22 protein-coding genes, 16 tRNA genes and 1 rRNA gene are annotated in these 26,617 nt (G+C 44.0%); all 39 read right to left on the bottom strand.

What is annotated here, in order from left to right:
• Window positions 1–159: 159 nt before the first annotated feature.
• The 39 genes from K5Q29_RS07875 to rrf all read right to left on the bottom strand — a co-directional run bounded on the left by K5Q29_RS07875 (window position 160) and on the right by rrf (window position 26,607).
• Window positions 160–903 (bottom strand): ABC transporter permease, encoded by a 744-nt coding sequence (locus K5Q29_RS07875; protein ID WP_105138889.1) that lies wholly within the window; start codon window positions 901–903, stop codon window positions 160–162.
• Window positions 896–1,720 carry an ABC transporter ATP-binding protein gene (locus K5Q29_RS07870; protein WP_105138888.1) on the bottom strand — a complete coding sequence of 275 codons (825 nt, stop codon included), beginning with the start codon at window positions 1,718–1,720 and terminating at the stop codon, window positions 896–898. Before K5Q29_RS07870 ends, K5Q29_RS07875 begins: the two co-directional genes overlap by 8 nt.
• A 404-nt stretch (window positions 1,721–2,124) precedes the next feature.
• Window positions 2,125–3,417 carry an adenylosuccinate lyase gene (gene purB, locus K5Q29_RS07865; protein ID WP_105138887.1) on the bottom strand — a complete coding sequence of 431 codons (1,293 nt, stop codon included), beginning with the start codon at window positions 3,415–3,417 and terminating at the stop codon, window positions 2,125–2,127.
• Window positions 3,418–3,449: 32 nt separating this feature from the next.
• Window positions 3,450–4,778 carry a hypothetical protein gene (locus tag K5Q29_RS07860; RefSeq protein WP_105138886.1) on the bottom strand — a complete coding sequence of 443 codons (1,329 nt, stop codon included), beginning with the start codon at window positions 4,776–4,778 and terminating at the stop codon, window positions 3,450–3,452.
• A gap of 12 nt (window positions 4,779–4,790) precedes the next feature.
• Entirely contained in the window at window positions 4,791–5,864 is a 1,074-nt protein-coding gene (purK, locus tag K5Q29_RS07855) for a 5-(carboxyamino)imidazole ribonucleotide synthase (protein ID WP_105138885.1), read from the bottom strand.
• Window positions 5,851–6,339 (bottom strand): 5-(carboxyamino)imidazole ribonucleotide mutase, encoded by a 489-nt coding sequence (purE, locus tag K5Q29_RS07850; protein ID WP_029172079.1) that lies wholly within the window; start codon window positions 6,337–6,339, stop codon window positions 5,851–5,853. Before purE ends, purK begins: the two co-directional genes overlap by 14 nt.
• A 25-nt stretch (window positions 6,340–6,364) precedes the next feature.
• Window positions 6,365–7,627: a phosphoribosylamine--glycine ligase gene (gene purD, locus K5Q29_RS07845; RefSeq protein ID WP_105138884.1), complete on the bottom strand. Its 1,263-nt coding sequence runs from the start codon at window positions 7,625–7,627 to the stop codon at window positions 6,365–6,367.
• Between the two features lie 134 nt (window positions 7,628–7,761).
• The gene (locus K5Q29_RS07840; RefSeq protein ID WP_105138883.1) at window positions 7,762–8,613 is read right to left on the bottom strand and encodes a hypothetical protein; all 852 of its coding nucleotides are present in this window, start codon (window positions 8,611–8,613) and stop codon (window positions 7,762–7,764) included.
• Window positions 8,614–8,713: 100 nt separating this feature from the next.
• Window positions 8,714–10,261, bottom strand: coding sequence for a bifunctional phosphoribosylaminoimidazolecarboxamide formyltransferase/IMP cyclohydrolase (purH, locus tag K5Q29_RS07835; RefSeq protein ID WP_205032647.1), 1,548 nt, complete (start codon window positions 10,259–10,261; stop codon window positions 8,714–8,716).
• Between the two features lie 9 nt (window positions 10,262–10,270).
• A complete protein-coding gene (gene purN / locus K5Q29_RS07830) occupies window positions 10,271–10,822 on the bottom strand; it encodes a phosphoribosylglycinamide formyltransferase (RefSeq protein WP_105138881.1) in 552 nt (183 codons plus the stop codon).
• Window positions 10,819–11,841, bottom strand: a complete 1,023-nt coding sequence (gene purM, locus K5Q29_RS07825) for a phosphoribosylformylglycinamidine cyclo-ligase (RefSeq protein ID WP_105138880.1) — start codon at window positions 11,839–11,841, stop codon at window positions 10,819–10,821. Before purM ends, purN begins: the two co-directional genes overlap by 4 nt.
• A gap of 56 nt (window positions 11,842–11,897) precedes the next feature.
• Window positions 11,898–13,352 (bottom strand): amidophosphoribosyltransferase, encoded by a 1,455-nt coding sequence (gene purF, locus K5Q29_RS07820; protein ID WP_205032648.1) that lies wholly within the window; start codon window positions 13,350–13,352, stop codon window positions 11,898–11,900.
• A 2-nt stretch (window positions 13,353–13,354) separates the two neighbouring features.
• Window positions 13,355–17,074 (bottom strand): phosphoribosylformylglycinamidine synthase, encoded by a 3,720-nt coding sequence (locus K5Q29_RS07815; RefSeq protein WP_221877087.1) that lies wholly within the window; start codon window positions 17,072–17,074, stop codon window positions 13,355–13,357.
• Between the two features lie 12 nt (window positions 17,075–17,086).
• The gene (gene purC, locus K5Q29_RS07810; protein WP_105138877.1) at window positions 17,087–17,794 is read right to left on the bottom strand and encodes a phosphoribosylaminoimidazolesuccinocarboxamide synthase; all 708 of its coding nucleotides are present in this window, start codon (window positions 17,792–17,794) and stop codon (window positions 17,087–17,089) included.
• A gap of 117 nt (window positions 17,795–17,911) precedes the next feature.
• Entirely contained in the window at window positions 17,912–18,160 is a 249-nt protein-coding gene (locus tag K5Q29_RS07805; protein WP_105138876.1) for a phosphopantetheine-binding protein, read from the bottom strand.
• Window positions 18,153–19,160: a phosphate acyltransferase PlsX gene (gene plsX / locus K5Q29_RS07800; RefSeq protein WP_105138875.1), complete on the bottom strand. Its 1,008-nt coding sequence runs from the start codon at window positions 19,158–19,160 to the stop codon at window positions 18,153–18,155. The genes K5Q29_RS07805 and plsX overlap by 8 nt, the downstream gene beginning before the upstream one ends.
• Window positions 19,157–19,939, bottom strand: a complete 783-nt coding sequence (recO, locus tag K5Q29_RS07795) for a DNA repair protein RecO (RefSeq protein ID WP_024385103.1) — start codon at window positions 19,937–19,939, stop codon at window positions 19,157–19,159. The genes plsX and recO overlap by 4 nt, the downstream gene beginning before the upstream one ends.
• Window positions 19,926–21,104 (bottom strand): pyridoxal phosphate-dependent aminotransferase, encoded by a 1,179-nt coding sequence (locus K5Q29_RS07790; RefSeq protein ID WP_105138874.1) that lies wholly within the window; start codon window positions 21,102–21,104, stop codon window positions 19,926–19,928. Before K5Q29_RS07790 ends, recO begins: the two co-directional genes overlap by 14 nt.
• Before the next feature lie 86 nt (window positions 21,105–21,190).
• Window positions 21,191–22,159 (bottom strand): ribose-phosphate diphosphokinase, encoded by a 969-nt coding sequence (locus K5Q29_RS07785; protein WP_002935337.1) that lies wholly within the window; start codon window positions 22,157–22,159, stop codon window positions 21,191–21,193.
• Window positions 22,160–22,261: 102 nt separating this feature from the next.
• Complete coding sequence (gene pcsB, locus K5Q29_RS07780) at window positions 22,262–23,497, bottom strand: peptidoglycan hydrolase PcsB (protein ID WP_105138873.1); 1,236 nt, start codon at window positions 23,495–23,497, stop codon at window positions 22,262–22,264.
• A gap of 84 nt (window positions 23,498–23,581) precedes the next feature.
• Window positions 23,582–24,085: a rod shape-determining protein MreD gene (mreD, locus tag K5Q29_RS07775; protein WP_260619133.1), complete on the bottom strand. Its 504-nt coding sequence runs from the start codon at window positions 24,083–24,085 to the stop codon at window positions 23,582–23,584.
• A 1-nt stretch (window position 24,086) separates the two neighbouring features.
• Window positions 24,087–24,923, bottom strand: a complete 837-nt coding sequence (mreC, locus tag K5Q29_RS07770; protein WP_044758871.1) for a rod shape-determining protein MreC — start codon at window positions 24,921–24,923, stop codon at window positions 24,087–24,089.
• A gap of 59 nt (window positions 24,924–24,982) precedes the next feature.
• Window positions 24,983–25,070, bottom strand: a tRNA-Ser gene (locus K5Q29_RS07765).
• 12 nt (window positions 25,071–25,082) lie between these two features.
• Window positions 25,083–25,156, bottom strand: a tRNA-Ile gene (locus tag K5Q29_RS07760).
• Window positions 25,157–25,187: 31 nt separating this feature from the next.
• A tRNA-Phe gene (locus K5Q29_RS07755) sits at window positions 25,188–25,260 on the bottom strand.
• 15 nt (window positions 25,261–25,275) lie between these two features.
• Window positions 25,276–25,349 (bottom strand) — tRNA-Met (locus K5Q29_RS07750).
• 10 nt (window positions 25,350–25,359) lie between these two features.
• Window positions 25,360–25,449: transfer RNA gene (locus K5Q29_RS07745), tRNA-Ser, on the bottom strand.
• A gap of 6 nt (window positions 25,450–25,455) precedes the next feature.
• Window positions 25,456–25,529, bottom strand: a tRNA-Ile gene (locus K5Q29_RS07740).
• Between the two features lie 16 nt (window positions 25,530–25,545).
• Window positions 25,546–25,619, bottom strand: a tRNA-Met gene (locus K5Q29_RS07735).
• A gap of 12 nt (window positions 25,620–25,631) precedes the next feature.
• A tRNA-Pro gene (locus K5Q29_RS07730) sits at window positions 25,632–25,705 on the bottom strand.
• 47 nt (window positions 25,706–25,752) lie between these two features.
• A tRNA-Arg gene (locus K5Q29_RS07725) sits at window positions 25,753–25,826 on the bottom strand.
• Between the two features lie 18 nt (window positions 25,827–25,844).
• A tRNA-Leu gene (locus tag K5Q29_RS07720) sits at window positions 25,845–25,928 on the bottom strand.
• A 7-nt stretch (window positions 25,929–25,935) separates the two neighbouring features.
• Window positions 25,936–26,007: transfer RNA gene (locus K5Q29_RS07715), tRNA-Gly, on the bottom strand.
• 12 nt (window positions 26,008–26,019) lie between these two features.
• Window positions 26,020–26,092: transfer RNA gene (locus K5Q29_RS07710), tRNA-Thr, on the bottom strand.
• 14 nt (window positions 26,093–26,106) lie between these two features.
• Window positions 26,107–26,188: transfer RNA gene (locus tag K5Q29_RS07705), tRNA-Leu, on the bottom strand.
• Window positions 26,189–26,191: 3 nt separating this feature from the next.
• A tRNA-Lys gene (locus tag K5Q29_RS07700) sits at window positions 26,192–26,264 on the bottom strand.
• A 74-nt stretch (window positions 26,265–26,338) separates the two neighbouring features.
• Window positions 26,339–26,411 (bottom strand) — tRNA-Asp (locus K5Q29_RS07695).
• Window positions 26,412–26,413: 2 nt separating this feature from the next.
• A tRNA-Val gene (locus K5Q29_RS07690) sits at window positions 26,414–26,486 on the bottom strand.
• A gap of 5 nt (window positions 26,487–26,491) precedes the next feature.
• Window positions 26,492–26,607 (bottom strand): 5S ribosomal RNA (gene rrf, locus K5Q29_RS07685).
• Between the last annotated feature and the right edge of the window lie 10 nt (window positions 26,608–26,617).

The raw sequence follows: 26,617 nt of genomic DNA, 5'->3' as shown, positions 1-26,617 counted from the left end.
CCTGTAACTGCAGCTACTAGCATGTATTTCTCCTCCTTCATAATATAATACTCTTTCTTCAATTTCCTATTAGTTTTGAATACAATAAACAATAATTCCTACACCGACACCGATAATGAATGCTGATACCATAAATTTCTCCTTTCTAATTTACTCATATTATAAAGAATATTGAATTTTTTCTTTTATTCCTGATAGGGAGTTCCTAAAATATTTCCGCCAATTTCCCAAATATAGAATCAAGGCCAAACTAATCAGGGCAATCCACCCCAATAGGTAATAGAATTCTTGATTCAAAAGTTCAAAATGGGGATTTTTGAAAAATTCAATATAAGCTCCTAGAAAACTATATTTCAAAATCTGCCCCACTGTCTCATTCATCAAAGACAGGCTAGGTCCCATAGATACTGCCATTGTGATAAGCATCGAGGTAACCTGTGACTTGGATTGAGATTGGGAAGTTGCCCCGATTAAAAGATTGATTAGAATAGAAGCTAGTGATGTCAAAAGCATGATAACCGAATAGCTAAGAATATATCCTGATACATCAGCCTGTGTGATAGCTGGAAATAGAATGAGGTTGACAAAGCTAATGACAACAGGATAACACAAAATAGACAGCACATATTCACTTGGGCGAACACCTGTCAGTAACAAGGTAGACAGATTATTCTTTTCCTTTTCTTCAGAAATCATTGCTGATATAGGACTTCCTACTGACATACCAATAGCCATTGAAAAACAAATTCCCATTAAATCCATTGCCTTAGTATCATCTGTTTTCATCACAAACTTAAACAGTAGTAACATGAAATAGGGCATCAATACTGGCAATAGAATGTTCTTATTGGTCACCAAGACTTGTGTTCGAAGCCAAAGTAAGGCTAAAAATCGTTTATACATTTAAGACTGCTCCTGTCTGTTGAATAAAAATATCTTCCAAAGTCGGCTCACAAGAGTGAATAGTTGTCGCCTGAGCTAACTTTTCAGGTGTCAATTCACTAAACAATAGCTCATGATCACTACCGTCCTCAAAAGTAACCCTCACTTTTTTAGTGACATTGTACTTATGAATCAAATCCTGCGGACTTCCCTTTTCAACCAAATTTCCTTGATTCAATAGAACCAATTGATCACATAAGAATGTCGCTTCTGACATATCATGCGTGGTCAAGAAGATCGTCGTCCCCTTACCCTTTAGCTCCAATAAGAGTTCATGAATCCGCTTTGAAGTTGTAGGATCTAGACCGCTTGTCGGCTCATCAAGAAACAATACTTTTGGTGAATTGATTAAGGCTCTTGCAAGCAACATTCGTTGCTTCATGCCTGTAGATAGTTTTTCTGCAATTGTCTTTTTACTATCCAGCAACCCTACTTTTTGTAGAATAACCTCTACTTCTTTCGGACTGACACCAAAGAATTTTGCATAGAACAACAAATTATTTTCTAAGGTCATCTTCTCGAAGAAACCACTTGCATCACTGACCAAGCCCATTGCTTCAAAGTCCTCTGGTGACAATAGGGTCGATTCTTTACCTAGTAGATAAGATTTTCCGCTATCTGCTGGTAGCTGCCCGGTAATAATCTTAATCATGGTTGTCTTTCCCGAGCCAGAGGGACCCAAGAATCCAAAGATTTGTCCTTCTTGAATGTCAAAGCTAATGTTGTCTAAGGCAACCTTGTCTCCAAACTGTTTATGGATATGTTGAACTGTTATCATCTCTACTCCCCTAAATTAAAACAAACTTATTTTTTCCACCATGATAAAATCCATAAAGCTGGTGCTATAATCATCCTTCTTCTCCTTTCATTTTTCCTACACTTGTTTATTCGTAAATCATTTGGAAAATGATTTATTTTTTCAAGTGTGTATCTCCTTGAGGGGTGTTTTCCCTCTCACTTACTTATTCGCAAAAATTTTCTTTTTTGGAAAAATTTTTTATTTTTTTGAATAAGTTGTGAGCTTGCTTCCCCCACACTTATCTATTCGTAAACTTTTGTAAAAAATAATTTATTTTTACTCACGAATGATTGTCTAGCGGAAGGAGCTTGTTTTCCCCTTCACCTATTTATTCGCAAGTAAACAAAAAAATTCTCTGGAAAATCCAAAGAATTTTAATTTTTTTATAATCCAAGTCGTTCAAAGATGTCATCAACCCGCTTAGCATAGTAGTCTGGGTTGAAGAGTTCATCAATTTCTTCCTGGCTGAGTTTAGCTGTCACGCGCTCATCCGCTTCGAGAAGGGGCTTGAAGTCCACTTGATTGTCCCATGACTGTGCGGTTTTTGGTTGCACCAAGTCATAGGCCTCCTCACGGGTCATGCCTTTCTCAATCAAGCTGAGCATCACACGCTGGCTGTAAATCAAGCCAAAAGTTGACTCCATATTGCGTTTCATATTTTCAGGGAAGACCGTCAAGTTCTTAACGATATTGCCAAAACGATTGAGCATATAGTTGATAAGAATAGTCGTATCCGGCGTGATAATCCGCTCTGCTGACGAGTGAGAAATATCACGTTCGTGCCAGAGAGCCACATTTTCAAAAGCCGTTACCAAGTGACCACGTACCACACGAGCCAGACCGGTCATATTTTCAGAGCCGATAGGGTTGCGTTTATGGGGCATAGCAGAGCTGCCCTTTTGGCCTTTGGCGAAATACTCTTCGACTTCGCGTTGTTCAGATTTTTGTAGCCCACGGATTTCTGTCGCCATACGCTCGATAGACGTTGCAATCAAGGCTAGGGCTGAGAAATATTCTGCGTGGAGGTCACGAGGAAGGACCTGGGTCGAAATTTCTTGCGGACGAATGCCCAATTTGCCACAAACATACTCTTCCACAAATGGAGGAATATTGGCAAAGTTACCAACCGCACCTGAAATTTTACCAGCCTCAACGCCCTTGGCTGCCATATCAAAACGCTCCATATTGCGTTTCATTTCGCTATACCAAGTCGCCAGTTTAAGACCGAAGGTCGTTGGCTCCGCATGGACACCGTGGGTCCGACCCATCATGATGGTGTACTTGTGCTCACGCGCCTTGTTGGCGATGATATTGGTAAAGTTTTCAAGGTCACGACGTATAATGTCGTTGGCTTGCTTGTAGAGATAGCCGTAAGCCGTATCCACCACATCGGTCGATGTCAGACCATAGTGGACCCACTTGCGTTCCTCACCAAGACTTTCCGAAACCGCACGCGTGAAAGCCACCACATCGTGACGGGTTTCCTCTTCAATCTCTAAAATGCGGTCAATGTCAAAAGTCGCCTTCTCACGAATCAAGGCCACATCTTCCTTGGGAATCTCACCCAACTCAGCCCAAGCCTCATCAGCGAGGATCTCCACCTCCAACCAAGCCTTGTACTTGTTCTCTTCACTCCAAATAGCCGCCATCTCAGGGCGGGAATAACGTGATAGCATGTTTTGTTTTCTCCTTACTAAGAATTAAGAAATTATGCAAACTTAGATTTCAAAGTTTGAATTTGAGTTTTTTGAATAGGAAATGGAATAAGAGAATGTTCATGATAAGTCAGTAAACTTCTTATTCTTTCCTTTTGATTCGCTGTGAGAGTTTGTGAAACTGAATTCAATCGAGTAATTAGATTTTCAATTCCTTTTGGAGTTAAATTTTGCAACATTTTTTCACAATCCGCTGCAGCACTCCAGCTAATTCCGTAAGAATTACCAACATAACAATCTAAATTGACCTGTACATACTTCCCAATAATTTGTTCCGGTATCGGATTAATTTGCTCAGATAACTCTTGAAGTCTTTCTGCAAATGGAGGTTCATTATAAAAGTTATTCATCCCACAATGTGCTGTTCGTAAATTATTTATTGCTTTACTAAACGAAGAAATTTTCTCAACCTCTGAAAGACTATTCAATTGACCTATTTCTTCAAAAAACTTTTTGGAATTGGTTCTCTGATCTGGTGTCCCTGATAATAAGTATTGATTATGCTTATCCAATAGCTCTATAATAATATCAGGATTTTCAGATAATAATTCTGATGTTCCTTTTGCAATCGCCAAGGCGTTAGAACGAACCAAGCTAGATTTAGAGGAGTCTATATAATTTGAATAAAGTAATTTATATACCAAAGTCTGCTGTGAACGAAATGTTGACTTCAAGAGACTAACAAAATGACTCAATACCTCTGTATCTTGATCACCTGAAAGCACAGCATTCAAAGACTTTATATCAATTCCTGCACTAATTACCGATTCTGACAAACCGTACTTACAGCAACGACTAATAAAAGTAACAAGTTCTCTATCATCTATATTAATATTTGATGGATGAGCTATAGATGCATTATTTCTAATTTCTCGACACTGTTGTAAATAAAAATGTCCTTGTTCATCAATAATATTTAGCTGATAACACAAATCTAATAAATCTACATCTTGAATTTTGTCTAAAAAATTGTCTGGCTTAGAATTACCTGAAATTTGCGCAATCATCTCCATACCAAATGAACTGACTCGACTACGAAGTTCCGTAATTACACAATTCCATACATATATTATCGCTCCATCAAACAATCCAACCGAAGAAGCAATACAAGCCTTTGCAATAAATTGATTCCGTAATCTAGGAGGAATTAAGTTTAATTCTCTAGGTAATAACATTAAAGCCGTACTTATTTCATCATTTGGTGGCAAAATTTCTCTTGGCATCCCTAATGATTTTACAACTTCATCCACCACTAAATTCCCTTGAGTCGTTAAACTACTTGGATTTAAATTAACATTTTCTTCCGAAACTAAATCATTCATCGGATTTTCCTCCTAAAATTCTACAACCTCATCTGGTACGCCACCCAACACCGTCACGTGTCCCATTTTGCGATTGTGCTTCCCTTCTAGTTTACCATAAAAGTGGGGATGGGCGGTAGGGTTTTCTTGAAGAAATGTTTGGACGGCTTCCATGTCTTGTCCGAGGACGTTGATCATAACGGCTGGAGAGAGCAGGCGAATAGGAGGTAAAGGCTCCCCTAAAACGCCTCGGATATGGGTATCAAACTGTGAAAAATCACAGGCTTCAATGGAATAATGCCCCGAATTATGTGGCCGAGGGGCGATTTCGTTGACCAGAATATCCTGACCTGCTACAAACATTTCAACACAGAGGGTGCCTGCCAAATGGAGCCTGTCTGCGATTTGCAGGGCCATGGTTTTGGCTTTTTCAGCTAGTTCATCTGAAATACGGGCAGGCACAATGGTCTTGTAAAGAATATTATTGCGGTGGATATTTTCCTGCACAGGAAAGACGGTGTAGTCGGAGCCATTGCCAGACACAAGGACTGAGATTTCCAGGTCAAAATTCACAAACTCTTCCAAAACACACTCGGCAGAGTTGGCTAGCTGACTGGCTTCTACCAAGTCCGCCTCTTCTCGAATGACCTTCTGACCATGTCCATCATAGCCCCCAGTGGCTGTTTTTAAGACATAGTTTTTGCTGAGGTCCAGACCTTCTAAATCTAGGCTAGATGTGACGACTTTGTAGGGGGCGACTTGCACGCCAGCTTTTTTTGCCAAAAAATCCTTCTCAAAAATGCGGTTCTGGGAAATGCGGAGGAGATCTGTCCCTTGAGGGAGCTGACCGTCCTTGATGACCGCGTCCAGTCCGTCGGCATCAACATTTTCAAACTCGTAGGTCAGGACATCGCACCGCTCCGACAGCTGTTTGAGAGCCGCTACATCGTGATAGGGAGCGACGATGACCTCGCTGACCTTGGAGGCTGGGCAGTCTGCTGCAGGATCCAGAGTGATCACCTTGTGGCCCATATAAATAGCGGAAATAGCCATCATCTGCCCCAGCTGACCGCCTCCGATAATTCCGATTGTCTTAGATGAGGTCATCTGTCATCGCCTCCGCAATTTTTTCTTGTTCCTTGGCAAAATCTGCCAGCTGAGTTGCAATGGTTTGATCTTCAATGGAGAGAATGCGAAGAGCTGTCAGGGCTGCATTGGTCGCACCTGCTTCGCCAATCGCCATAGTCGCAACAGGCACACCGCCCGGCATCTGCACGATAGAATAGAGGGAATCCACACCGCTAAGGGCACGGGATTGGACAGGGACACCAATGACAGGCAGGGTGGTCTTGGCTGCTACCATACCTGGCAAATGAGCCGCACCGCCCGCTCCTGCGATGATGACCTTAATGCCACGGCCACGAGCTTCTTCAGCATGACGGAACATGAGGTCTGGCGTGCGGTGGGCAGAGACCACTTTCTTTTCATAGGCTACGCCAAATTTGTCCAGCACATCGGCTGCTTTTTTCATGGTTTTCCAGTCAGAACTAGACCCCATGATGATGGAAATTGGAATATTCATGCTTGTCTTTCCTTTTCTTTATCCCTTATTTTACGGCCTTACTTCCGATATCTGTCCGATAAAAGAGGCCTGTCGTATCTTGATTTTTCAGCTCAGCATAAATTTTTGCTTGGGCTTCTTGGACGGTGTCTGCTGTGGTGACCAGCATGTAAACTCGGCCGCCGTTTGACAGCAGTGCTCTGCTATTTTCCGCAAAACGAGCCCCTGCATAGTAGGTCGTGATGTCGCCCTCGGTCTTTGCTGGCAACTCTACGCCTTTTTCGTAGTCCAGAGGATAGCCGTTGGAAGCCACGACTACGCCCAGCGTTACGCCACTATCCAGCCAGGTCAGCTGGGTCGGGCGTTTGTGGAGGATGTCGTCGATGTTCTGAGCAAAGTCAGAGGTCAGGCGAGGCAGGATAATCTGAGTTTCTGGGTCGCCAAAACGGGCGTTAAACTCGATGACCTTGGGACCTTGGTCGGTCAGAATCAAGCCAGCATAGAGCACGCCCAGATAAGACCGCCCTTCCGCAATCATGCCGTCCAGAATGGGCTTGACAATGGTGTCAACCGCTGTGTCCACCACGCTTTGAGGCAGGTGGGGAACAGGAGCGTAAGCCCCCATACCGCCTGTGTTGGGACCCTGGTCGCCGTCAAAGGCACGCTTGTGGTCCTGGGCTGTCGGCAGGATATAGAACTGGTCGCCATTGACCAAGGCAAAGAGGGAAAACTCCTCGCCCGCCAAGAACTCCTCGATGACCACGCGGGCACCCGAGTCGCCAAACTTGTTGTCCAAGAGCATCTCCCGTGCCGCTTCGACCGCCTGCTCGACGGTTTCCGCCACGACCACGCCCTTTCCCAGTGCCAAGCCGTCCGCCTTGATCACGATTGGAGCCCCCTGCTCTTCGATGTAGGCTTTGGCTTCTTCGAAGTTGGAAAATGTGCCAAAGGCTGCTGTTGGAATACCGTATTTGACCATGATTTGTTTGGCAAAGTCTTTTGACCACTCCAGCTCCGCGGCTAGACGACTCGGACCAAAAGCTTTTAGTCCCGACTGTTCAAAATCATCAACGATACCTGCTGCCAGAGCATCGTCTGGACCAACAAAAGTCCAGGCAATGTCATTTTCCTTTGCAAAGTTGATGAGAGCAGAATGTTCGGAAATTCCGATATTAACTAACTCAATACCGTCTAAAGTCATTCCGTCATTTCCAGGAGCGACAAAAACCTGTTCTACCTGCTCAGACTCTAACAATTTCTTTGCGATAGCATGTTCACGACCACCAGACCCAACAACCAAAAGCTTCATGTTTCACACCTCAAAAACGGATTTTCTATAAACAGTATAGCAAAAATAGACGGATTTTAATAGAAAGAACAGAAGAATGTTCGGGAATATCATTTGAATATAAGAAAAAAGCACCTCTAAGGTGCGTGGAATCATTATCCTCTATAAGACACTACTAAGAATATTACAATGCCTACTCCCATAACTAAAATATTGTCTTTTAAATTTATAAGTTGATTATGTCTTTCTGATTTCTTGGACGATTTTACTAAATCAAAATAGCGATTAATCACCACATCTGATACAAATATCATTGCTATTATATAAAACACTGACATAATAAAAACCACAGTTATGGTTGTATTATCAGAGAATAAAGGTCTTAATTTTGATGCATACATTGCTACAGATTCATTAGGGTTTAACTGAGAATCAAAATAATAAAGCGCACTAAGGAATAAATAATAAGCAAACTTCACCACACTTACTTTGTAACCCCTAAATATCCGCATTCCCCATTTTAATGAATTTATAAATAAGAACAATGACATGAAAACTAAAATTTGAGTATATATATTTGGCATCACACTAATTATTGACTGACCTATTACTGCCAATTTTGTTGAGGATGTCCCCGTAAAATCAAGAATTGGCGCAGAAGAAATGTTAATCCAATTCTCGTACAGACCGCTAAAAATATTCAATACGATGATTACAAAAAATACTGTCCCTGATAGTTTAAACAACATAGAAGAATAAAATTTTGTATCTTCTATATTCTTATTATACTCTATTACTTTTTCGTTTAAATTTTTATTTATTGTTTGATGAATTACAATTTGTCCATTATTATCCCCAAAATCAAAATTTATCTCATTTTTATCTAATTCCTGACCAATTTCTGATTTACTTTTATCATTTTTGAATTCTCCATATATTTGAATGATAAATATAATTGTTGGTATAAAATAAACGACAAAATACTCAAATGTTTTTATCAAATCCACCCTAACTCCTCCTTCTCACAAAAGTAAACTATCTTTTGAAGATTTTACCAAAATCCACCCCAACTTCTCCAGTTGGGGTGTTCCTCTTTTTCCAAATTTCTCAATGTCTAAAATGTCTGACTCCTGTAAAGACCATGGTCAATCCGTACTTGTTGGCCATGTCAATGGAGTCTTGGTCACGGACAGAGCCACCTGGTTGGATAATGGCCTTGATGCCTGCGGCAGCGATTTCTTCCACGTTATCAGCAAAAGGGAAGAAGGCATCCGATGCCAAAACGGCTCCCTCCAAACGGTCTTTGGCCTGCTCGATGGCGATACGGACGGACGCCACACGGTTGGTTTGCCCCAGTCCCACGCCCAAGGTCATCTTGTCATTGGTGATGATGATGCCGTTGGACTTGACGTACTTGGAGGACTTCCAAGCGAACTCCATGGCCGCCCACTCCTGCTCGGACGGTTGACGCTCGGTCACCACCTGCCAGTCCGCTGGGCTTTCCACCACCACATCCTGATCCTGCACCAAGAGCCCGCCGACAACGCCTGTGAACTCTTTTTCAACTTCGCTCGCATCCTGTGCATCAAAAGCCAACTCCAAAATCCGAAGATTTTTCTTTTTATTGGTCAAAATAGCTAGCGCTTCTGCCGAATAGCTCGGTGCGATGATGATTTCTAAGAAAATCGGGTGCATCTTTTCAGCCGTCGCAGCATCTACTTCTCTGTTCAGCACGACGATGCCTCCGAAAATCGATACTGGATCAGCCTCATAAGCGTAATCCCAAGCCTGTTCAATGGTTTCTGCCTGCCCGATACCACAAGGATTCATATGTTTAAGAGCCACAACAGTTGGACGGTCCTTAAAATCACGGATAATACGAATGGCCGCATCCGCATCACGAATGTTATTGAAAGAAAGCTCCTTACCATTTAACTGCTTGGCAGAGGCAATAGAATAGGCTGTTGGCAGGGCATTTTGGTAGAAATCCGCATTCTGTTGAGGATTTTCTCCGTAACGCATAGGCTGATTGAGGTCATAAGTAATGGTTAATTTTTCAGGCTTATCTTCGCCTACTTGCTTGGTAAAATAATCTGCTATTAGGGCATCATAAGCTGCGGTGTGACGGAAGACCTTGGCAGCCAATCGCTGACGTGTTGCATAGCTTGTTTCCCCCTGCTCTGCAATTTCCCCTAAAACCGTCGGATAATCTGTCGGATCCACAACAACTGTCACGCTGGCGTGATTCTTGGCTGCCGAACGAAGCATAGAGGGACCACCGATGTCAATATTCTCCACCGCCAAATCATAGGTCACATCTGGACGTAAAATAGTCTCTTTGAAGGGATAAAGGTTAACCACTACCAAGTCAATCAAGCCGATTTCATGGTCGCTGGCTGCTTGTAGGTGGCTGTCCAAATCCCGACGTGCTAACAAACCACCGTGTATTTTCGGATGAAGAGTCTTGACACGACCGTCCATCATCTCAGGAAAACCAGTCACATCGTCAATGGCGATGGTAGTTACACCAGCCTGATCCAAGGCAACCTTGGTACCACCGGTCGAGATAATTTCCCAACCAAATTTGGTCAATTCTTGGGCAAACTCTACAATGCCTGCCTTGTCGGATACGCTAATTAACGCACTTTTTGTCATGATTTCTCCTTATTTTCTCACTACCCCTAACTCCTCCAATACTGCTGGATAGAGTTGGTATTCTGCTTCATGTATTCTAGCTTCGAAGGTTTCCAGGGTATCCTCAGCCAGTCTGGGTACACGGACTTGTTTGATAATTTGTCCTGTGTCAACGCCACTATCAACCCAGTGGACTGTTACGCCACTTTCAGACACACCTGCCTGCCAGGCATCTTCAATCCCATGGGCTCCTGGAAATTCAGGCAAGTAGGCGGGGTGGATATTGATAATCCGACCTTCATACTGAGCCAGCAGGGTTGGTCCCACAATCTTCATATAACCTGCCAAGACCACCAAGTCAATCTGGTGCTGGTCTAATAGTTGGATAAGGGCTTCTTCGTAGGCCTGCTTATCCGCAAACTCTTTTAGTTCAAAAGCAAAGGTTGGTACACCTAGTTTTTCAGCCCGTTCCAAGACATAGGCATTTCTACGGTCTGAAAAGACAAAAGCTACTTCAAACTGCTCTGCGATGACCTGGAAATTAGATCCATTGCCTGATGCAAACACTACTATTCGCTTCATTTGATGACCACACTCTTATCTTCCTTGGCGATGATGCGACCGATGGTGTAAACTTCCTCGTCAACTAGTTGACAAACACTGTCAACCTTGTCTGGACTGACTGCCAGGACCAAGCCGATTCCCATATTGAAGATTTCAAACATTTCTTCATGTTTGATGTGGCCGTATTTTTCAAGAGCTGTAAAGATTGGGAGGACCGGAATCTTATCTTCTTCAATCTCAGCTGCAAGATTATCAGCAAACATACGGGGAACATTTTCAATAAAGCCACCACCTGTGATGTGGGCAATCCCGTTGACCAGCCCTGCTTTTACTAAAGGCAATACCTGCTGGACATAGATACGTGTCGGCTCTAAGAGGACATCCTTCAGAGCTCTGCCATTGAGCTCTGGCAACAGAGCGTCGCCAGAAACATCCGCAAAAACGCGACGGACCAGGGAATAGCCGTTGGAGTGGATGCCGCTGGAAGCTAGGCCGAGGAGAATGTTGCCCTCCTGGACTTTACTGCCGTCGATAATCTGGGATTTCTCCGCAATGCCGACGGCAAAGCCAGCCAGGTCATAGTCATCCTCTCCGTACATACCAGGCATTTCAGCTGTTTCACCGCCAATTAGACCACAACCAGCTTGGACACAACCTTCTGCAACACCCGCCACTACCTGCTCCAGCTTGGCTGGCTCATTTTTTCCTGTCGCGATGTAGTCGAGGAAGTAAAGTGGCTCTGCACCTGCTGCGATGATGTCGTTGACACACATGGCCACGCAATCCTGACCAATGGTGTCGTGCTTGTCGTACTGAATCGCCAACATGAGCTTGGTGCCGACGCCGTCTGTTCCTGATACCAAGACTGGTTCTTTGACATCCAGTTTAGTCAGGTCAAACATACCGCCAAAACCACCAAGAGCCCCCATAACGCCGAGGCGTTCTGTCCGAGCCACATGCTTCTTGATCCGCTCAACAACTTCGTATCCCGCTTCGACGTCAACGCCCGATTGGGCATAGGCATTTTTATTTGTCATTTTGATTCCTTTCAACAGTTTACAGGTCTGTCAAGTAACATTGACACCTCTGTCACTTACTTGACATTTTCAATGTAGAAACTCGTTTTCTCTTCTAGGCTACGGAGGTATTCTTCCTCATAGTCATAGAGAGGGGTTGGAAATTCTCCGTCGAAGTAAGCCACACAGAGCCCGCCTTTGGGCGCGTCTGTTTCGATGCCGATGGCCTCAATCATACCCTCAAGAGAAAGGTAGGTCAGACTGTCTGCCCCGATAATCTCACAAACTTCCTCAGCAGTGTGGTTGGCCGAAATCAGCTCCCGACGGGTCTGAATATCAATGCCATAGAAACACGGGTACTTGAGTTCTGGGCTACCGATAGCCACATGGACTTCTTTTGCCCCTGCATCACGAAGAAGCTGGACAATGCGGCGGCTCGTTGTACCGCGAACAATGGAGTCGTCAATCATGACCACGCGCTTGCCTTTGACAACACTTGAAACGGCTGACAATTTCATGCGAACCCCCTGCTCCCGCAATTCCTGGGTTGGTTGAATAAAGGTCCGCTGGGTATATTGGTTTTTAATTAGCCCCATTTCATTTGGCAAACCAGATTCCTCTGCAAATCCCATAGCCGCAGATAGGGAGGAGTTTGGCACACCAACCACGATATCCGCTTCATGTTGAAATTCCTGGGCCAAACGACGACCCATGTTTTTTCTGGCCGTATGGACATTGACCCCGTGAATTACCGAATCTGGGCGAGCAAAATAGACATACTCCATAGAGCAAACTGCCAGTTGCGTATCTCTTGTATAGCTATCATATTGAATTCCTGAATCATTAATGACGACAATTTCACCAGGCTCCACATCTCGCACCCAGTCAGCCCCCACTACTTCAAAAGCACAGGTTTCACTAGCAACTACCCAGGCACCATTTTTCATCTTTCCAATCGACAAAGGACGGAAGCCGTTTGGATCCAGGGCTGCGACCAGCTTGTCTTCCAGCATAATCAGGTAGGCAAAGCCACCTTTAACAGTATTGAGGGCTTCCTTGATTTTGCCCATAAAGTCTGGATTGTGACTGCGGCGAATCAAGTGCATGAGAATTTCAGTGTCAGAAGAAGAAGAGAAAATAGAACCATTTTTTTCAAGTTCAGCCTTCAAACTGACCGCATTGGTCAAATTCCCATTGTGTGCCAAACCCACCTGCATATCTGCAAAATCAAAGAGGAAGGGCTGGATATTATTGATAGAAGCAGAGCCAGAAGTTGCATAGCGGACGTGACCAATGGCAGCCCTTCCAGTCAAGGCTTCTAAATCTACTGGATTTTTGAAGACTTCTGCAATCAGGCCTGTTCCGCGATGGCGACGTAAATGCCCACCATCATTGGCTAAAATCCCTGCCCCTTCTTGCCCACGGTGCTGCAAACTATGGAGACCAAAATAAGTAACCTGAGCAGCCTGCGGATGTCCCCAAATGCCGAAAACACCGCATTCTTCGTTGAGTGATTTAACTTCGTATGTCATATTTATTTTCCTGTAAAATAGCGAACCGCTGAAACAAAGAGTCCTTGGTCTTTCTTGCCTGGAATGTTTTGGAAAAGACCGTCCTCGTACCGCTCCGAATGCCCCATTTTCCCGATAATTTGACCGTTGCGACTGGTAATGCCCTCAATGGCATGACTAGAACCGTTTGGATTGTACTTAGAATCCATGCTTGGCTGACCTGTAAAGTCAACGTACTGGCTGAAAATCTGACCATTATCCCGCAGGATAGCAAATTCCTCGTCTGTCACCACAAATTTTCCTTCACCGTGGGAAACTGGAATAGCATGGATATCGCCAACTTGGACACCCGCCAACCATGGAGAATTGACATTGGCAATCCGCGTTTCCACCATTTTGGCAACGTGCTGGTTGGCATCGTTGTAGAAGAGGGTCGGACTGCTTTCACCGACATCCTCAAAGTTTCCATACGGCAGCAAGCCCGATTTGACAAGGGCCTGGAAGCCATTACAGATACCGATGATGAGGCCACCTTTTTCGATGAATTTGTCAATAGCAGAGCGGACCTTGGCGTTTCGTAAGATGGTCACGATAAACTTGGCAGACCCGTCTGGCTCATCCGCAGCCGAGAATCCCCCTGCGAAGAAAAGAATATTAGCCTTAGTGATATTGTCAACCATAGTGTCAACCGATTTTTCAATACTCTCTGCATCCAAAGTCACAAATGGAACAAGATTGACTTTTGCACCAGCCTGTTCAAAGGCCTTGGCAGAATCATATTCTGAGTTGGTACCTGGGAAGACTGGGATGTAAACCACAGGCATTTCAACGGCTGCTTTTGCTTTTATAACCGCTGAACTTGTGACTGCCGGAACATCCTGCAAGTCTGTCGCTTGTTCAAATTCTGTTGGGTAAACTTCTTCTAGTTTGCCTTCAAAGGCTGCTTGCAAGTCCTGCCCAGCTAGGTTGACACCGTTGACAAGAAGTGTAAAGTCAGCAGTGGTTTGTCCAATTTTCACAGCATCTGGAATATCTTCTTTAGATGTGAAGACAAAGCCGCCAAGTTGACCTGTCAAGCTGGTTTCAAGGTCTGCAAGCTCGACTCTTGCTCCGATTTGGTTTCCAAAGGACATGAGGGCTAGACTTTCTAGAACACCACCATACTTGACTGCACTAGCAGCCGTAATCACGTAATCGCTCTGCCATTTTTCAAAAGCCTCAAAATTAGACTTCATAAGGGCAAAATCAATATCTTCGGACAAAATCTGACCTGGTAAGTAGTAAATGTACTCACCAGCCGCCTTGAACTCAGGCGAGAGGACCTTGCGACTATCAGCCGTGGTCACACCAAAGGCAACCAGGGTTGGCGGAACTGTCAAGTCCTCAAAGGTGCCAGACATGGAGTCCTTGCCACCAATAGACGGCAAACCAAGCTGAATCTGAGCCTCGATAGAGCCTAGAAGTGCTGCCACCGGCTGACCAAAACGCTCTGCCTGCTTGTCCATGCGTTGGAAGTATTCTTGATAGGAGAAGCGAGCCTTGGACCAGTTGGCGCCTGTTGCCACCAAGCGAGCTGTCGCTTCGATGACCGCATAGGCAGCCCCGTGGTAAGGTGACCAGTCTGCCAGATAAGGATGATAGCCCTGAGCCATGACAGAAGCCGTCGTCGTAACACCATGTTGGACAGGTAGTTTCTGTACAGAACTTTCTGTCGGTGTCAACTGGTGGCGACCTCCGAGTGGGTGGTTGACGGTTGAACGACCAACAGATGAGTCGAAAATCGTCTGCAAACCTTTCTGACTGGCATGGTTGAGGTCTGAAAGAAGGTCTTTCAAGTCCTCCTGTAACGTTTCAACGGAAGTTCTACGTGTTTCTGGTAGATTGACAGGACTGTCAACTACCTTGGCATCGACGACTACACGGACACCGTTGATATCAAGGAAGGAACGTTCCAAATCAACAATAGTTTGTCCATTCCAAGTCATGACTAGGTTTGGTTTTTCCGTCACTTTGGCCACGACAACCGCATGGATATTTTCCTGACGGCAGGCTGCGATGAAGGCGTCTACATCCTCTGGACGAACAACGACGCTCATCCGCTCCTGCGACTCTGAAATAGCAATTTCTGTTCCGTTCAAGCCTGCGTACTTGAGTGGAACCTTATCCAAGTCGATTTCAAGACCATCTGCCAGCTCACCAATAGCTACGCAGACACCGCCTGCACCGAAGTCATTGGATTTTTTAATCAAGCGAGTCACGGCACCATTGCGGAACAAACGCTGAATTTTGCGTTCTTCAATGGCATTTCCTTTTTGGACTTCCGCACCTGCTGTTTCCACAGACTCCACTGTCTGTACCTTGGACGATCCCGTTGCCCCGCCGATACCGTCGCGACCTGTTTTGCCTCCTAACAAGATAACCACATCGCCTGCGGCTGGTTTTTCACGGACCACATTTTCCTTAGGAGCTGCACCGACTACGGCACCCAGCTCCATGCGTTTAGCGACAAAGCCTGGGTGGAAATATTCACGCACATAGGTGGTCGCAAGACCGATTTGGTTACCGTATGAAGAATAACCATGTGCTGCTGTTTTAGAAATGATTTGCTGTGGCAATTTCCCTGGGCGAGTAGCCGTCAGAGGCTGGGTAATATCATCCGCACCTGAAATCCGCATAGCTTGATAAACATAAGAACGACCTGACAAAGGATCACGAATGGCTCCACCGATACAGGTTGCGGCTCCACCGAAAGGCTCGATTTCTGTTGGGTGATTATGGGTTTCATTCTTGAACATGAGGAGCCACGGCTCTTTTACGCCGTCCACATCCACTTCAATCTCCACCGAGCAGGCATTGATTTCATCCGACACTTCCATGTCATCCAGACGACCGTTTGCCCGCTCGTAACGGCCAAAAATGGTCGCCATATCCATAAGCGTCTGAGGCTTGTCTGTCCGACCTAATTCTGTCCGCATCACCAGGTACTTGTCATAAGTCGCCTGCAATTGCTTGTAGAATTTTGAAGCTGAAAAATCAATAGACCTCAGTTCTGTCTCAAATGTCGTATGACGGCAGTGATCACTCCAATAAGTATCCAGGACCTTGAGCTCTGTTTCAGTTGGCACTCGCCCGATTGACTTGAAATAGTCCTGAATAAAGAACAGGTCTTCCACTTCCATAGCCAAGCCAGCTTCACGCTTGTAGGTTGCAAACTCTTCCGCCCCATAACTAGCAAAGAAGTCCAAGCTGGGAATAGTCGCATCTGACACCGAAAACTCCTGTGCCACCAAAGGAGCATCCAAGTCCTTAAAACGTGAATCCACAGGGTTGAGCAAATAGTTCTTGATAGCAGCCAACTCTTCTTCCCTCACATCGCCATTCAAAATATAGAGCTGACCTGTATTGACACGCACCTCCTGACGACTGCCCAATAAGAGAAGGGCCTCCTGACTGCTGGACGCCCGCTGGTCAAACTGACCAGGAAGAGCCTCAATCGCAAAATAAGCAGCCCCCTCCAAGTCAAGCTCAGCTTCTGACAAGACCTTGTCCGTCACCTGCTCGGTAAAGATATGCTTAATAGCCTGCTCCAGCAAGTCCTCCTCAAGATTGAAAACATCATAAACCTGCACCAGACGTACACTCGTCAAACTCGTCAACTGCAAATTATGGGTTAACTCCTTACGAAGAGCCTCCGCCTTAATCTGAAAATCCGCCTTCTTCTCAACAAAAATCCGCTTCGCCATTTTTTCCAATCCTTACTTCACTTCTTGTAACTTTGCCAATACGACCTCGTAAACCTCGGTCAACTCCCCGAGACCCCGACGGAAAACATCCTTGTCCAGATGGTTGCCATCCGCATCCCACAAACGACAATTATCAGGAGAAAACTCATCCGCCAATAAAATCTGACCAGACGAGTCAACCCCAAATTCTAGCTTGAAATCCACCAAAGTCAGTCCAATCTGAGCAAACAAGTCCTTCAAGAATCCATTAATTCGTCTTGTTTCTTCCTTGATATAGGCAATTTGATCCTGACTAGCCAGTTCTAGAAAAGCAATATGTTCATCATTGATAAAAGGATCGTTCAATTCATCTTTTTTATAGTAAAATTCCACGATTGGAGTAGATAAGGCTATCCCTTCCTCCACACCGAAGCGTTTTGAGAAAGACCCAGCTGTCACATTTCGCAAAACCACCTCAAGAGGAATAATCTCCACCTTCTTATTCAACTGCTCCGTATCCGACAAACGCTTGATAAAATGCGTCTGGACACCCGCTTCATTCAATTTTTCAAAAATCAAAGAGGAAATCAGATTATTGAGCCGGCCCTTACCCGCAATCTGTTCTTTCTTACCACCATTAAAAGCCGTCGCCTGATCCTTATAAACCGCAATAATCTGGTCGCTGTCAGCCGTTGCGTAGATGTCTTTGGCTTTTCCTGAATAGAGAAGGTCTGTTTTCATGAGAATGTTCGCCTTTCGTAAAATATTCTAGTCTTTTCGTTTATTCTAACACACAATATTCGTATTCACAACAAATTTACGGTTATTTAGGAAAAAACAAAGAAAAACGCCCGTAAACTACGAACGTTTTTTTACTTCTTCATAAATAAAATCCACAATATCAGATAGGACCTCAAAATGCTCAATAGCAGCATCTGGGACATCTACATGAAATTCATCCTCCAAATTAAGAACAAATTCCATGATTTCTACTGAATCTGCTGCAATATTATCTGTCAAAGTAGATTCAGGTTGAACTTGAAAATCTTCTCCCTTTTCATCCTGAATTAATTCAACAACCCGCTGATAGACCTGCTCTCTAGTCATGACTCTCCTCCACTACTGAAAATTTGGCCACTGATTTTTCAACAATACCAGCCTCCAAAATCGAACGCGTCTGCTTGATCGTATAGAAAATTGACTGAGCATCGCTGGATCCGTGCGCCTTGATGACAGGTGCTTTCAGACCAAGCAAGACAGCACCACCAGCCTTCTTATAGTCCATAGCCCCAAAGGCCTTTTTCAAGGTTGGCTTGACCAAAAGACCACCCAATTTAGCACGCAGACCACCATTCTTGATTGAGCCAGTCAACTGACCGACAATAGATTTTGCAGTCCCTTCAACTGTTTTCAGCACAGCGTTTCCCGTGAAACCATCCGTCACGACCACATCCGCCACGCTGTTAAGCAACTCGCGCGCCTCCACATTGCCAATAAAGTTGATTGACTTGTCTTCCGCCAAGAGTTTATAGGCTTCTTGGTGAACTGGCGTGCCCTTGGTATCTTCCGTACCGTTGTTCAAAAGTCCCACACGAGGTTGTTTGACACCACGCACATGCTCCGCGTAAAATGAGCCAAGAATACCATACTGATAGAGGTGATGAGCTGTATTTTCAGCATTTGCCCCCAAGTCCATCATATCAAATCCCTTGCCATCCATAGTCGGCAAGGTAGACATAAGACCAGGACGGTCGATGTTCTTGATGCGACCGACGACAAAGACGCCTGCCGCCAAAAGAGCACCTGTATTTCCAGCTGACAAGACTGCATCTGCCTGACCATCCTTGACAGCCTTGGTCGCTAGGACCATAGAAGCCTCTTTCTTACGACGAATAGCCTTGACAGGCTCATCATCTGAATTAATTTTCTCCGTCGTATGGACAATGCTGACACGCTCAGTCGCTGTCAAATACTGCTTGATTTTAGCTTCATCACCATAAAGTTGAATCTCAATATCTGGAAAGGCAGCCAAGGCTTGATTGACACCTTCTACCACTGCCTGAGGGGCATGGTCCCCACCCATAGCATCTACTGCAATACGTTTCATTCTGTTTCCTCATTTTCTGTTCTTGGTTTCATAATCTGCCCCCAAGAAGACAAATCATCTATAAATTTCTTGGATTTCAAGTGAATCCCCACATATTCCTCGTACAGCTGGTCAATAAAAAGCCGTAATTTTCGCTTCATCTCAGGCTTGATGGAAATGGTTTCCAGCTCATCAAAGGAAATAGCCTGAAATTGATCAAGTAGATAGGGAACATTGGGATCCAGATAAGCCCGTCGCTCATCTTGTTGATAGTGTTGCGGACACAAGACACCGCTGTACTTGTAGGAATAGTCGAAAGGCAAGCCAACCCGATGACAAAAAGCACACTCGTGAAAATTCAGACTGATCCCAAATCGTCCCAAGAGTTGAATTTCAAAGATATTGGTCAAAATTTCATAGTCCAAACCCGACTCCATCAAATCTAAGGTCTTGACCAAAAATGCAAAGAGGGCTGGGTCATAAACCTTATCCTGCAAGGCCGCATCTGCCAAGGCCAAGATATAGGTAGCATAGCTAAGCTTGAAAATATCGCCGTTAATATTCTTAAATGGCTGTACCTGATGAAAATCTTCGATATAAGACAGACCATCATCATTGATTTTAACGATAAAATCCGCATAGGTCAAAGGCTGGATAGAAGCTACCAGCTTGGACTTAGAGGCATGTTTCACAAAAAACATTCGCTTGCCAGCCTTCTCTGTAAAAATCTTGACCAGCTTGTCATCTTCTCGAAAATTCCGATTGTAAAGGACTAATCCCCTAGTTTCAATTCGTTCCATTTTCTTCTAGATATTCCTTCAAACGAACCATAGCTGTTTGAATTTTCTCCATACTTGCTGCATAGGAAATTCGCACATAGCCTTCTCCATACTGACCGAAGGCTGCACCCGGAATTAAGGCCACTGCTTTCTTTCTCGCAAAGTCTTGCAAGAAGCTAAAGGAATCTTGATTGTAACCCGCAGGGATTTTTGCAAAGATGTAAAATGCTCCATCAGGCTTGATAATTTTAAAGCCCAAGTCCGTCATCTTCTCGATGATGTAATCCCGACGCTTGACGTACTCCGCCCGCATCGGAAGAGCATCATCCTTACCATTTTTCAAGGCCTCAACCGCACCATACTGCATAGCAGTTGACGCTGCTGTCACAAGATACTGGTGGCTCTTGATGATTTGAGCGATGATGGGAGCCTGACTCATAATCAAGCCAATCCGCCAACCTGTCATGGCATGAGACTTGGACAATCCCTGAATCAAAATGGTCTGTTCTGGCAAAAACTCCGCAATCGAAGTATGGGGCTGACCAGTGTAAATCAACTCCGCATAGACTTCATCTGATAGGACAAAGACAGGATACTTACGCAAGACATCCGCAAAGGCCTGAATTTGCTCACGTGAGTAGGTCACTCCCGTTGGATTGGCAGGATAGTTGAGAATGACAGCTTTTAGCTTATCCCCCTGCTCAATAATCGCCTCTTCCAACATCTCAGGTGTCAACACAAAATCATTTGCCGTCGTATCAATTTCAACAATGTCTGCTCCCACCATATTGACAATCGGCTCATAACCAGGATAGGCAGGTGCAGGTAGAAGTACCGTATCCCCAGCTTCCAAAATAGCAACTAAACTCGCTGATAGAGCTTCTGTCGCACCGATTGTAGAGAGGATTTCATTTTCTGGATTATAGTGTAAATTATATTTTTCAGCCACAAACTCAGCTGCTGCTTGGCGCAACTCCAAAAGACCAGCCATACCAGTATAATAGCTCTGGTTAGCATCGATTGCAGCCTTAGCCGCTTCTTTGACATGATCAGGCGTTGTAAAATCAGGCTCTCCCAAGGTCAGTTTCAAAATCCCTGGAACATCCGAAATAGACTGATCAAACTGACGAATCATCGAAACCTCAATCCGATTCAAATTCTTATTAAAACGATTTAATAAATCCATTCTGCCACCTCAAAAACATATAAAACTATTATAATACATTTTGAAAATAAATGTAAAAAAGAAGAGTCATTTGACTCTCCTCATACCTATTTAACACGACTTGCCTCAAACAAAGGTGACAAGGGACGTTTTTCATGAATACGAATAATCGCTTCCGCTAATAATTCTGCCGTTGAAATATGTTCGATTTTATCGATTAAGCGATCTTCTGCAATTTCAATTGTATCAAGAACAACCAATTTCTTAATTGCTGACTTACTAATGTTATCCATAGCAGGCCCTGACAATACTGGGTGCGTACATGAAGCATAAACAGCTGTTGCCCCTGCATCTGCCAAAGCATCCGCTGCATGACAGATAGTACCCGCAGTATCAATCATATCATCAATCAAGATACAAGTTTTATCCTTAATATCGCCAATAATGTTCATCACTTCTGATGTATTCATCTTATCAACACTACGACGTTTATCAATAATAGCAATCGGTGTCTTCAAGAACTGTGCTAACTTACGGGCACGTGTCACACCACCATGGTCAGGTGATACAACAACATAGCCATCACCTACCATACCACGACGCTCAAAATAATCCGCAATCAATGGAGCACCCATCAAATGATCAACAGGAATATCGAAGAATCCCTGAATCTGCGCAGCATGCAAATCAATTGTCAACAAACGATTGACCCCTGCTGTCTGCAACATATTAGCTACCAATTTTGATGTAATTGGTTCCCGTGCACGAGCCTTCCGGTCTTGGCGTGCATAACCATAATAAGGCATTACTACGTTTACTGATTCAGCAGATGCACGTTTAAGAGCATCAACCATAATCAAAATTTCCATTAAATTATCATTAACTGGTGAGCTAGTGGATTGAAGAATATACACATGAGTTCCACGAATGGATTCCTCAATATTTACCTGAATCTCACCATCTGAAAATTGACGAACACTTGATTTTCCCAGAGGAATTCCTATTTTTTTCGACACCTGTTCAGCTAACTTCTGATTTGACGAAAGAGCGAACAATTTTAAGTCAGTAAACGCCATGACAGCCTCCTATATATTTCTACCTTTACTATTTTAACCCTTTTTCCTTCATTTTTCAAACAAAAATAGAGCGCAAATCCACACGCTCTATTTGAAAATTTCTTAATATGGAGGGTAAATGTAGTAAACTGCTCCCTCAGAAGTCGTTGTTGGATTGAAATAACCACCACGATGGTTACCAATATAACGACGACCCATATAGTTTGATTCAACAACTTGGATGCTTGTTGAAGATTGAACAGCCGTAACAACCGCTACGTGCCCATAATAACCACCTGTCCAAACAGCAATTGCACCCTCTCTTGGAATAGAACCAGTGTTAAAACCTTCTGCACGAGCTGATGCCAGCCACTGTTTAGCATCACCCCAGTATGGACCAACCCATGAAAGCTGGGATTTAACACCCCACGTACACTCACCAACTGGATAAGACGAAGCATCATAGCGCGCATTGCTCACAGCAGCTGAGCTACTTGACCCAGAGAATACCGGTGTTGTAGATGTGCTTACTGACTGAGAAGGTACTGAAACCGTCTCAGTCACTGTAGTTGCTACTGGAGTTGACACAACAGGTGCCGATACTGAAGCCACTTGTTGTTGCGCTAGAGAAGCTTGTTGCGCTTGATACTCAGCCTGACGAGCGGCCGCTTGACGAGCCGCTTCCTCTGCTACTGCCTTTTTCTCCAGTAATGAATTCTTCTCATCTTCAGCAGTAGCTTTCTGCACAGCCAAATTTAACTTAGCAGCTTCTAATTCAGCTTGACGTACTTGCAATACTTGGGCATCATCTTCCAATTTCTGACGATTAGCAGCCAAAGTAGTGATTGCTTCTTGGTTTGCCTTCTGTTTTTCAACAATCGCTTCTTTATCAGCCTTTTGTTGTTCCAACATACGGTTATTAGCTGAAACAATCTCACGCATGGCATTAACACGAGAAACAGCATCAATGATTGATTTTGAATCCAAAATTGTATTAATGTAACTTGAAGCAGAACCATCAATTTGAGCACTACGTGCCTGCTCCCTCAAAGCACCATCACGCGATACAATATCAGCTGATAAACGCTCAATATCTGCCCCCAATGTCTGCGATTCTGCTTCCAAACGGGTATTTTCTTCTGTTAATTTCGCCTGTTCACTAACAATTGCATCAACTTGTCCTTGAATAGCATCAACTTGTTGTTGAGCTTCAGCTTGTTGTGCTGTCAACTCACTAATCTGTTGATTTTTTGCTGCAATCTGACTATCTACATCATTCGCACTAATCATAGCTACATAATTAGCATTAGATAGAACGACTGTACTTAACATAATTGTAGCCAAGATTTTTTTCTTCATATCCGAACATAACTCCTCTATACTTTCTGACTCTCTCATTTTATCAAAAAAATTGCGTAAGTATATTACGCAATTATTACATTTCTATGTCTTGTTTGTTATTCCAAATAAACGCTCAAATAACGGCTGTAGTACGAAAAATAAGACCAAATTGAATAGTAAACTTGGAAGTAATTTATTAAAAACAAAGATAAACACAGACAAGTTTGTTATATGAAAAATACGAGCAAATGAATAACTAATAAATTCAAATTGAAAAATAGCTACTAGTAAAATCAAAATATTAATTCCTCGCTTGCTGACAGCACTTTGGAAGAAGAAATAGATGCAATACAAAACTAAAGGAAGGGTTGTAGTAGCAATACCAATCAGATTAAGATAACTAATATCATATACCAAACCTAGCAAAGTAATTATGAATAATGAAAAACCAAGAGATACATAGTTAGCATAAAAAATAGCTAACATAAGTACCAAATGACTTGAAATAGTAAATAATCCGACCGACCAATTTGTTACCAAGGTTGAAATCTGTCCATCAAGTAATAAAATAAAGAACAAGATGGGAAACATGAATATCTCTATCATTTTATTGCGCATTTGTTTGACCTACCACTAAAACCGAATAAATGTTTGAAAAACTAGCTGTCGGCTCAACATATACTTCTCTATTTAAACTATTACTATTTGATTTAACCGATACAACTTTACCAATTTGGACATTTGCCGGAGTCGCACCAGCCAAATCACTCGTTACAACATTGCTCCCCACTGCAATTTCATCAACTGAGTTCAACTGATTAATGACAAAACTATTTGTATCTGCATCATAGCCCGATAAAATACCATAAATTTCTTTAGAATCAACAGAAATTTTCACAGGCAACTTCGTGAATTCATCCGAATTCGTAAATAAAGTAACAACCGCCGAATCTGAACTCAATGAACTAACGATGCCAACTAATCCACCATTAGCAACCACAAGTGCATTAGATGACACACCACTAGTCTCACCAATATTAATTGAAATATGCTCCGACCACGATGAAGGAGTCCTCACTAAAACTGATCCTGGAATAAGTTGTTTTTCTGGAAAATCAGACACCACACCTAAACTACTACGAAGCGATGCATTCTCTTCTTTCAAGCTAGTATTTTCAGCAGCCATCCCTTCAAGGCTCATAATAGCTTCCTTTAATTGTTTGTTTTCCTCGTAAGCGTTAATCAAATCTGTCAAGACATCTTTCTGCTCAGAAAAAAATCTAGTAGGCACTGAAATAACCGATTGAATTGGCGACACAACAACACTGATAAGGTTATTTAAATATGGTACCTGTAACCCTTTAGAAAAAGTAACAAACAAAAGAGAAAATGACAGTAATAAAAAGATAGAAACAACTACTACTAATTTTGAAAATTTATTCATAATAGACCCTCACCAAGATACAATAAAACGAGAATATCAAGCGATAATCTCGTTTACTACGGAGAATAAGGGATTCGAACCCTTGCGCCAGTTACCCGACCTAACGATTTAGCAAACCGTCCTCTTCAGCCTCTTGAGTAATTCTCCATCAATATAATATGGGCACGAGTGGAATCGAACCACCGACCTCACGCTTATCAGGCGTGCGCTCTAACCATCTGAGCTACGCGCCCAAGATAATAAACTTGGACAAAGTTAAATTAATGGCGCGAGACGGAATCGAACCGCCGACACATGGAGCTTCAATCCATTGCTCTACCAACTGAGCTACCGAGCCAAATTCTTAAAGAAATTGCGGGAGCAGGATTTGAACCTACGACCTTCGGGTTATGAGCCCGACGAGCTACCTAGCTGCTCCATCCCGCGGTAGTAGAAAAGGAGGATGTGGGATTCGAACCCACGCACGCTGTTACACGCCTGACGGTTTTCAAGACCGTTCCCTTCAGCCGGACTTGGGTAATCCTCCAATATATGGACCTTGTAGGACTCGAACCTACGACCGCTCGGTTATGAGCCGAGAGCTCTAACCAGCTGAGCTAAAGGTCCAGCAAACAAGAGTATATAGCGGCGAAGGGGATCGAACCCCCGACCTCCCGGGTATGAACCGGACGCTCTAGCCAGCTGAGCTACACCGCCAAAATAATATAATCGGGAAGACAGGATTCGAACCTGCGACACCTTGGTCCCAAACCAAGTACTCTACCAAGCTGAGCTACTTCCCGATACTATTAAAAATAAAGCTCCCCTAACGTCTCCATTAAGCGAGTGATGCACCCTAGAGGATTCGAACCTCTAACCGCCTGATTCGTAGTCAGGTACTCTATCCAGTTGAGCTAAGGGTGCTAACTATTATAATCTTCATGCCGAGGACCGGAATCGAACCGGTACGATGTTGCCATCGCAGGATTTTAAGTCCTGTGCGTCTGCCAGTTCCGCCACCCCGGCCTCTCAAAGCGAACGACGGGATTCGAACCCGCGACCCCCACCTTGGCAAGGTGGTGTTCTACCACTGAACTACGTTCGCAATCTTTCCTAATGCCGGCTACATGACTTGAACACGCGACCCTCTGATTACAAATCAGATGCTCTACCAACTGAGCTAAGCCGGCCTATTTCTATTCTATGCGGGTTAAGGGACTTGAACCCCCACGCCCGAAAGCGCCAGATCCTAAATCTGGTGCGTCTGCCAATTCCGCCAAACCCGCATATGACTCGTGCTGGGCTCGAACCAGCGACCCATTGATTAAAAGTCAATTGCTCTACCAACTGAGCTAACGAGTCTTCTCTCTTTTCTAAGAGGACGTAAGCTACGCTTACTTCATATAAACTTCAAAATGTCTACTAGACATCTCGAACGGTCCCGACGGGAATCGAACCCGCGATCTTCGCCGTGACAGGGCGACGTGATAACCGCTACACTACGGGACCTATGGGAGTTAACGGGATCGAACCGCTGACCCTCTGCTTGTAAGGCAGATGCTCTCCCAGCTGAGCTAAACTCCCAATTTGCTAAGCGACTACCGTATCTAACAGGGGGCAACCCCCAACTACTTCAGGCGTTCTAGGGCTTAACTGCTGTGTTCGGCATGGGTACAGGTGTATCTCCTAGGCTATCGTCACTTAACTACTGAGTC

This window comes from Streptococcus sp. 2018037 (assembly GCF_019754195.1).
GTDB lineage: Bacteria > Bacillota > Bacilli > Lactobacillales > Streptococcaceae > Streptococcus > Streptococcus hashimotonensis.
This window is presented reverse-complemented; position numbering and strand designations above follow the sequence as displayed.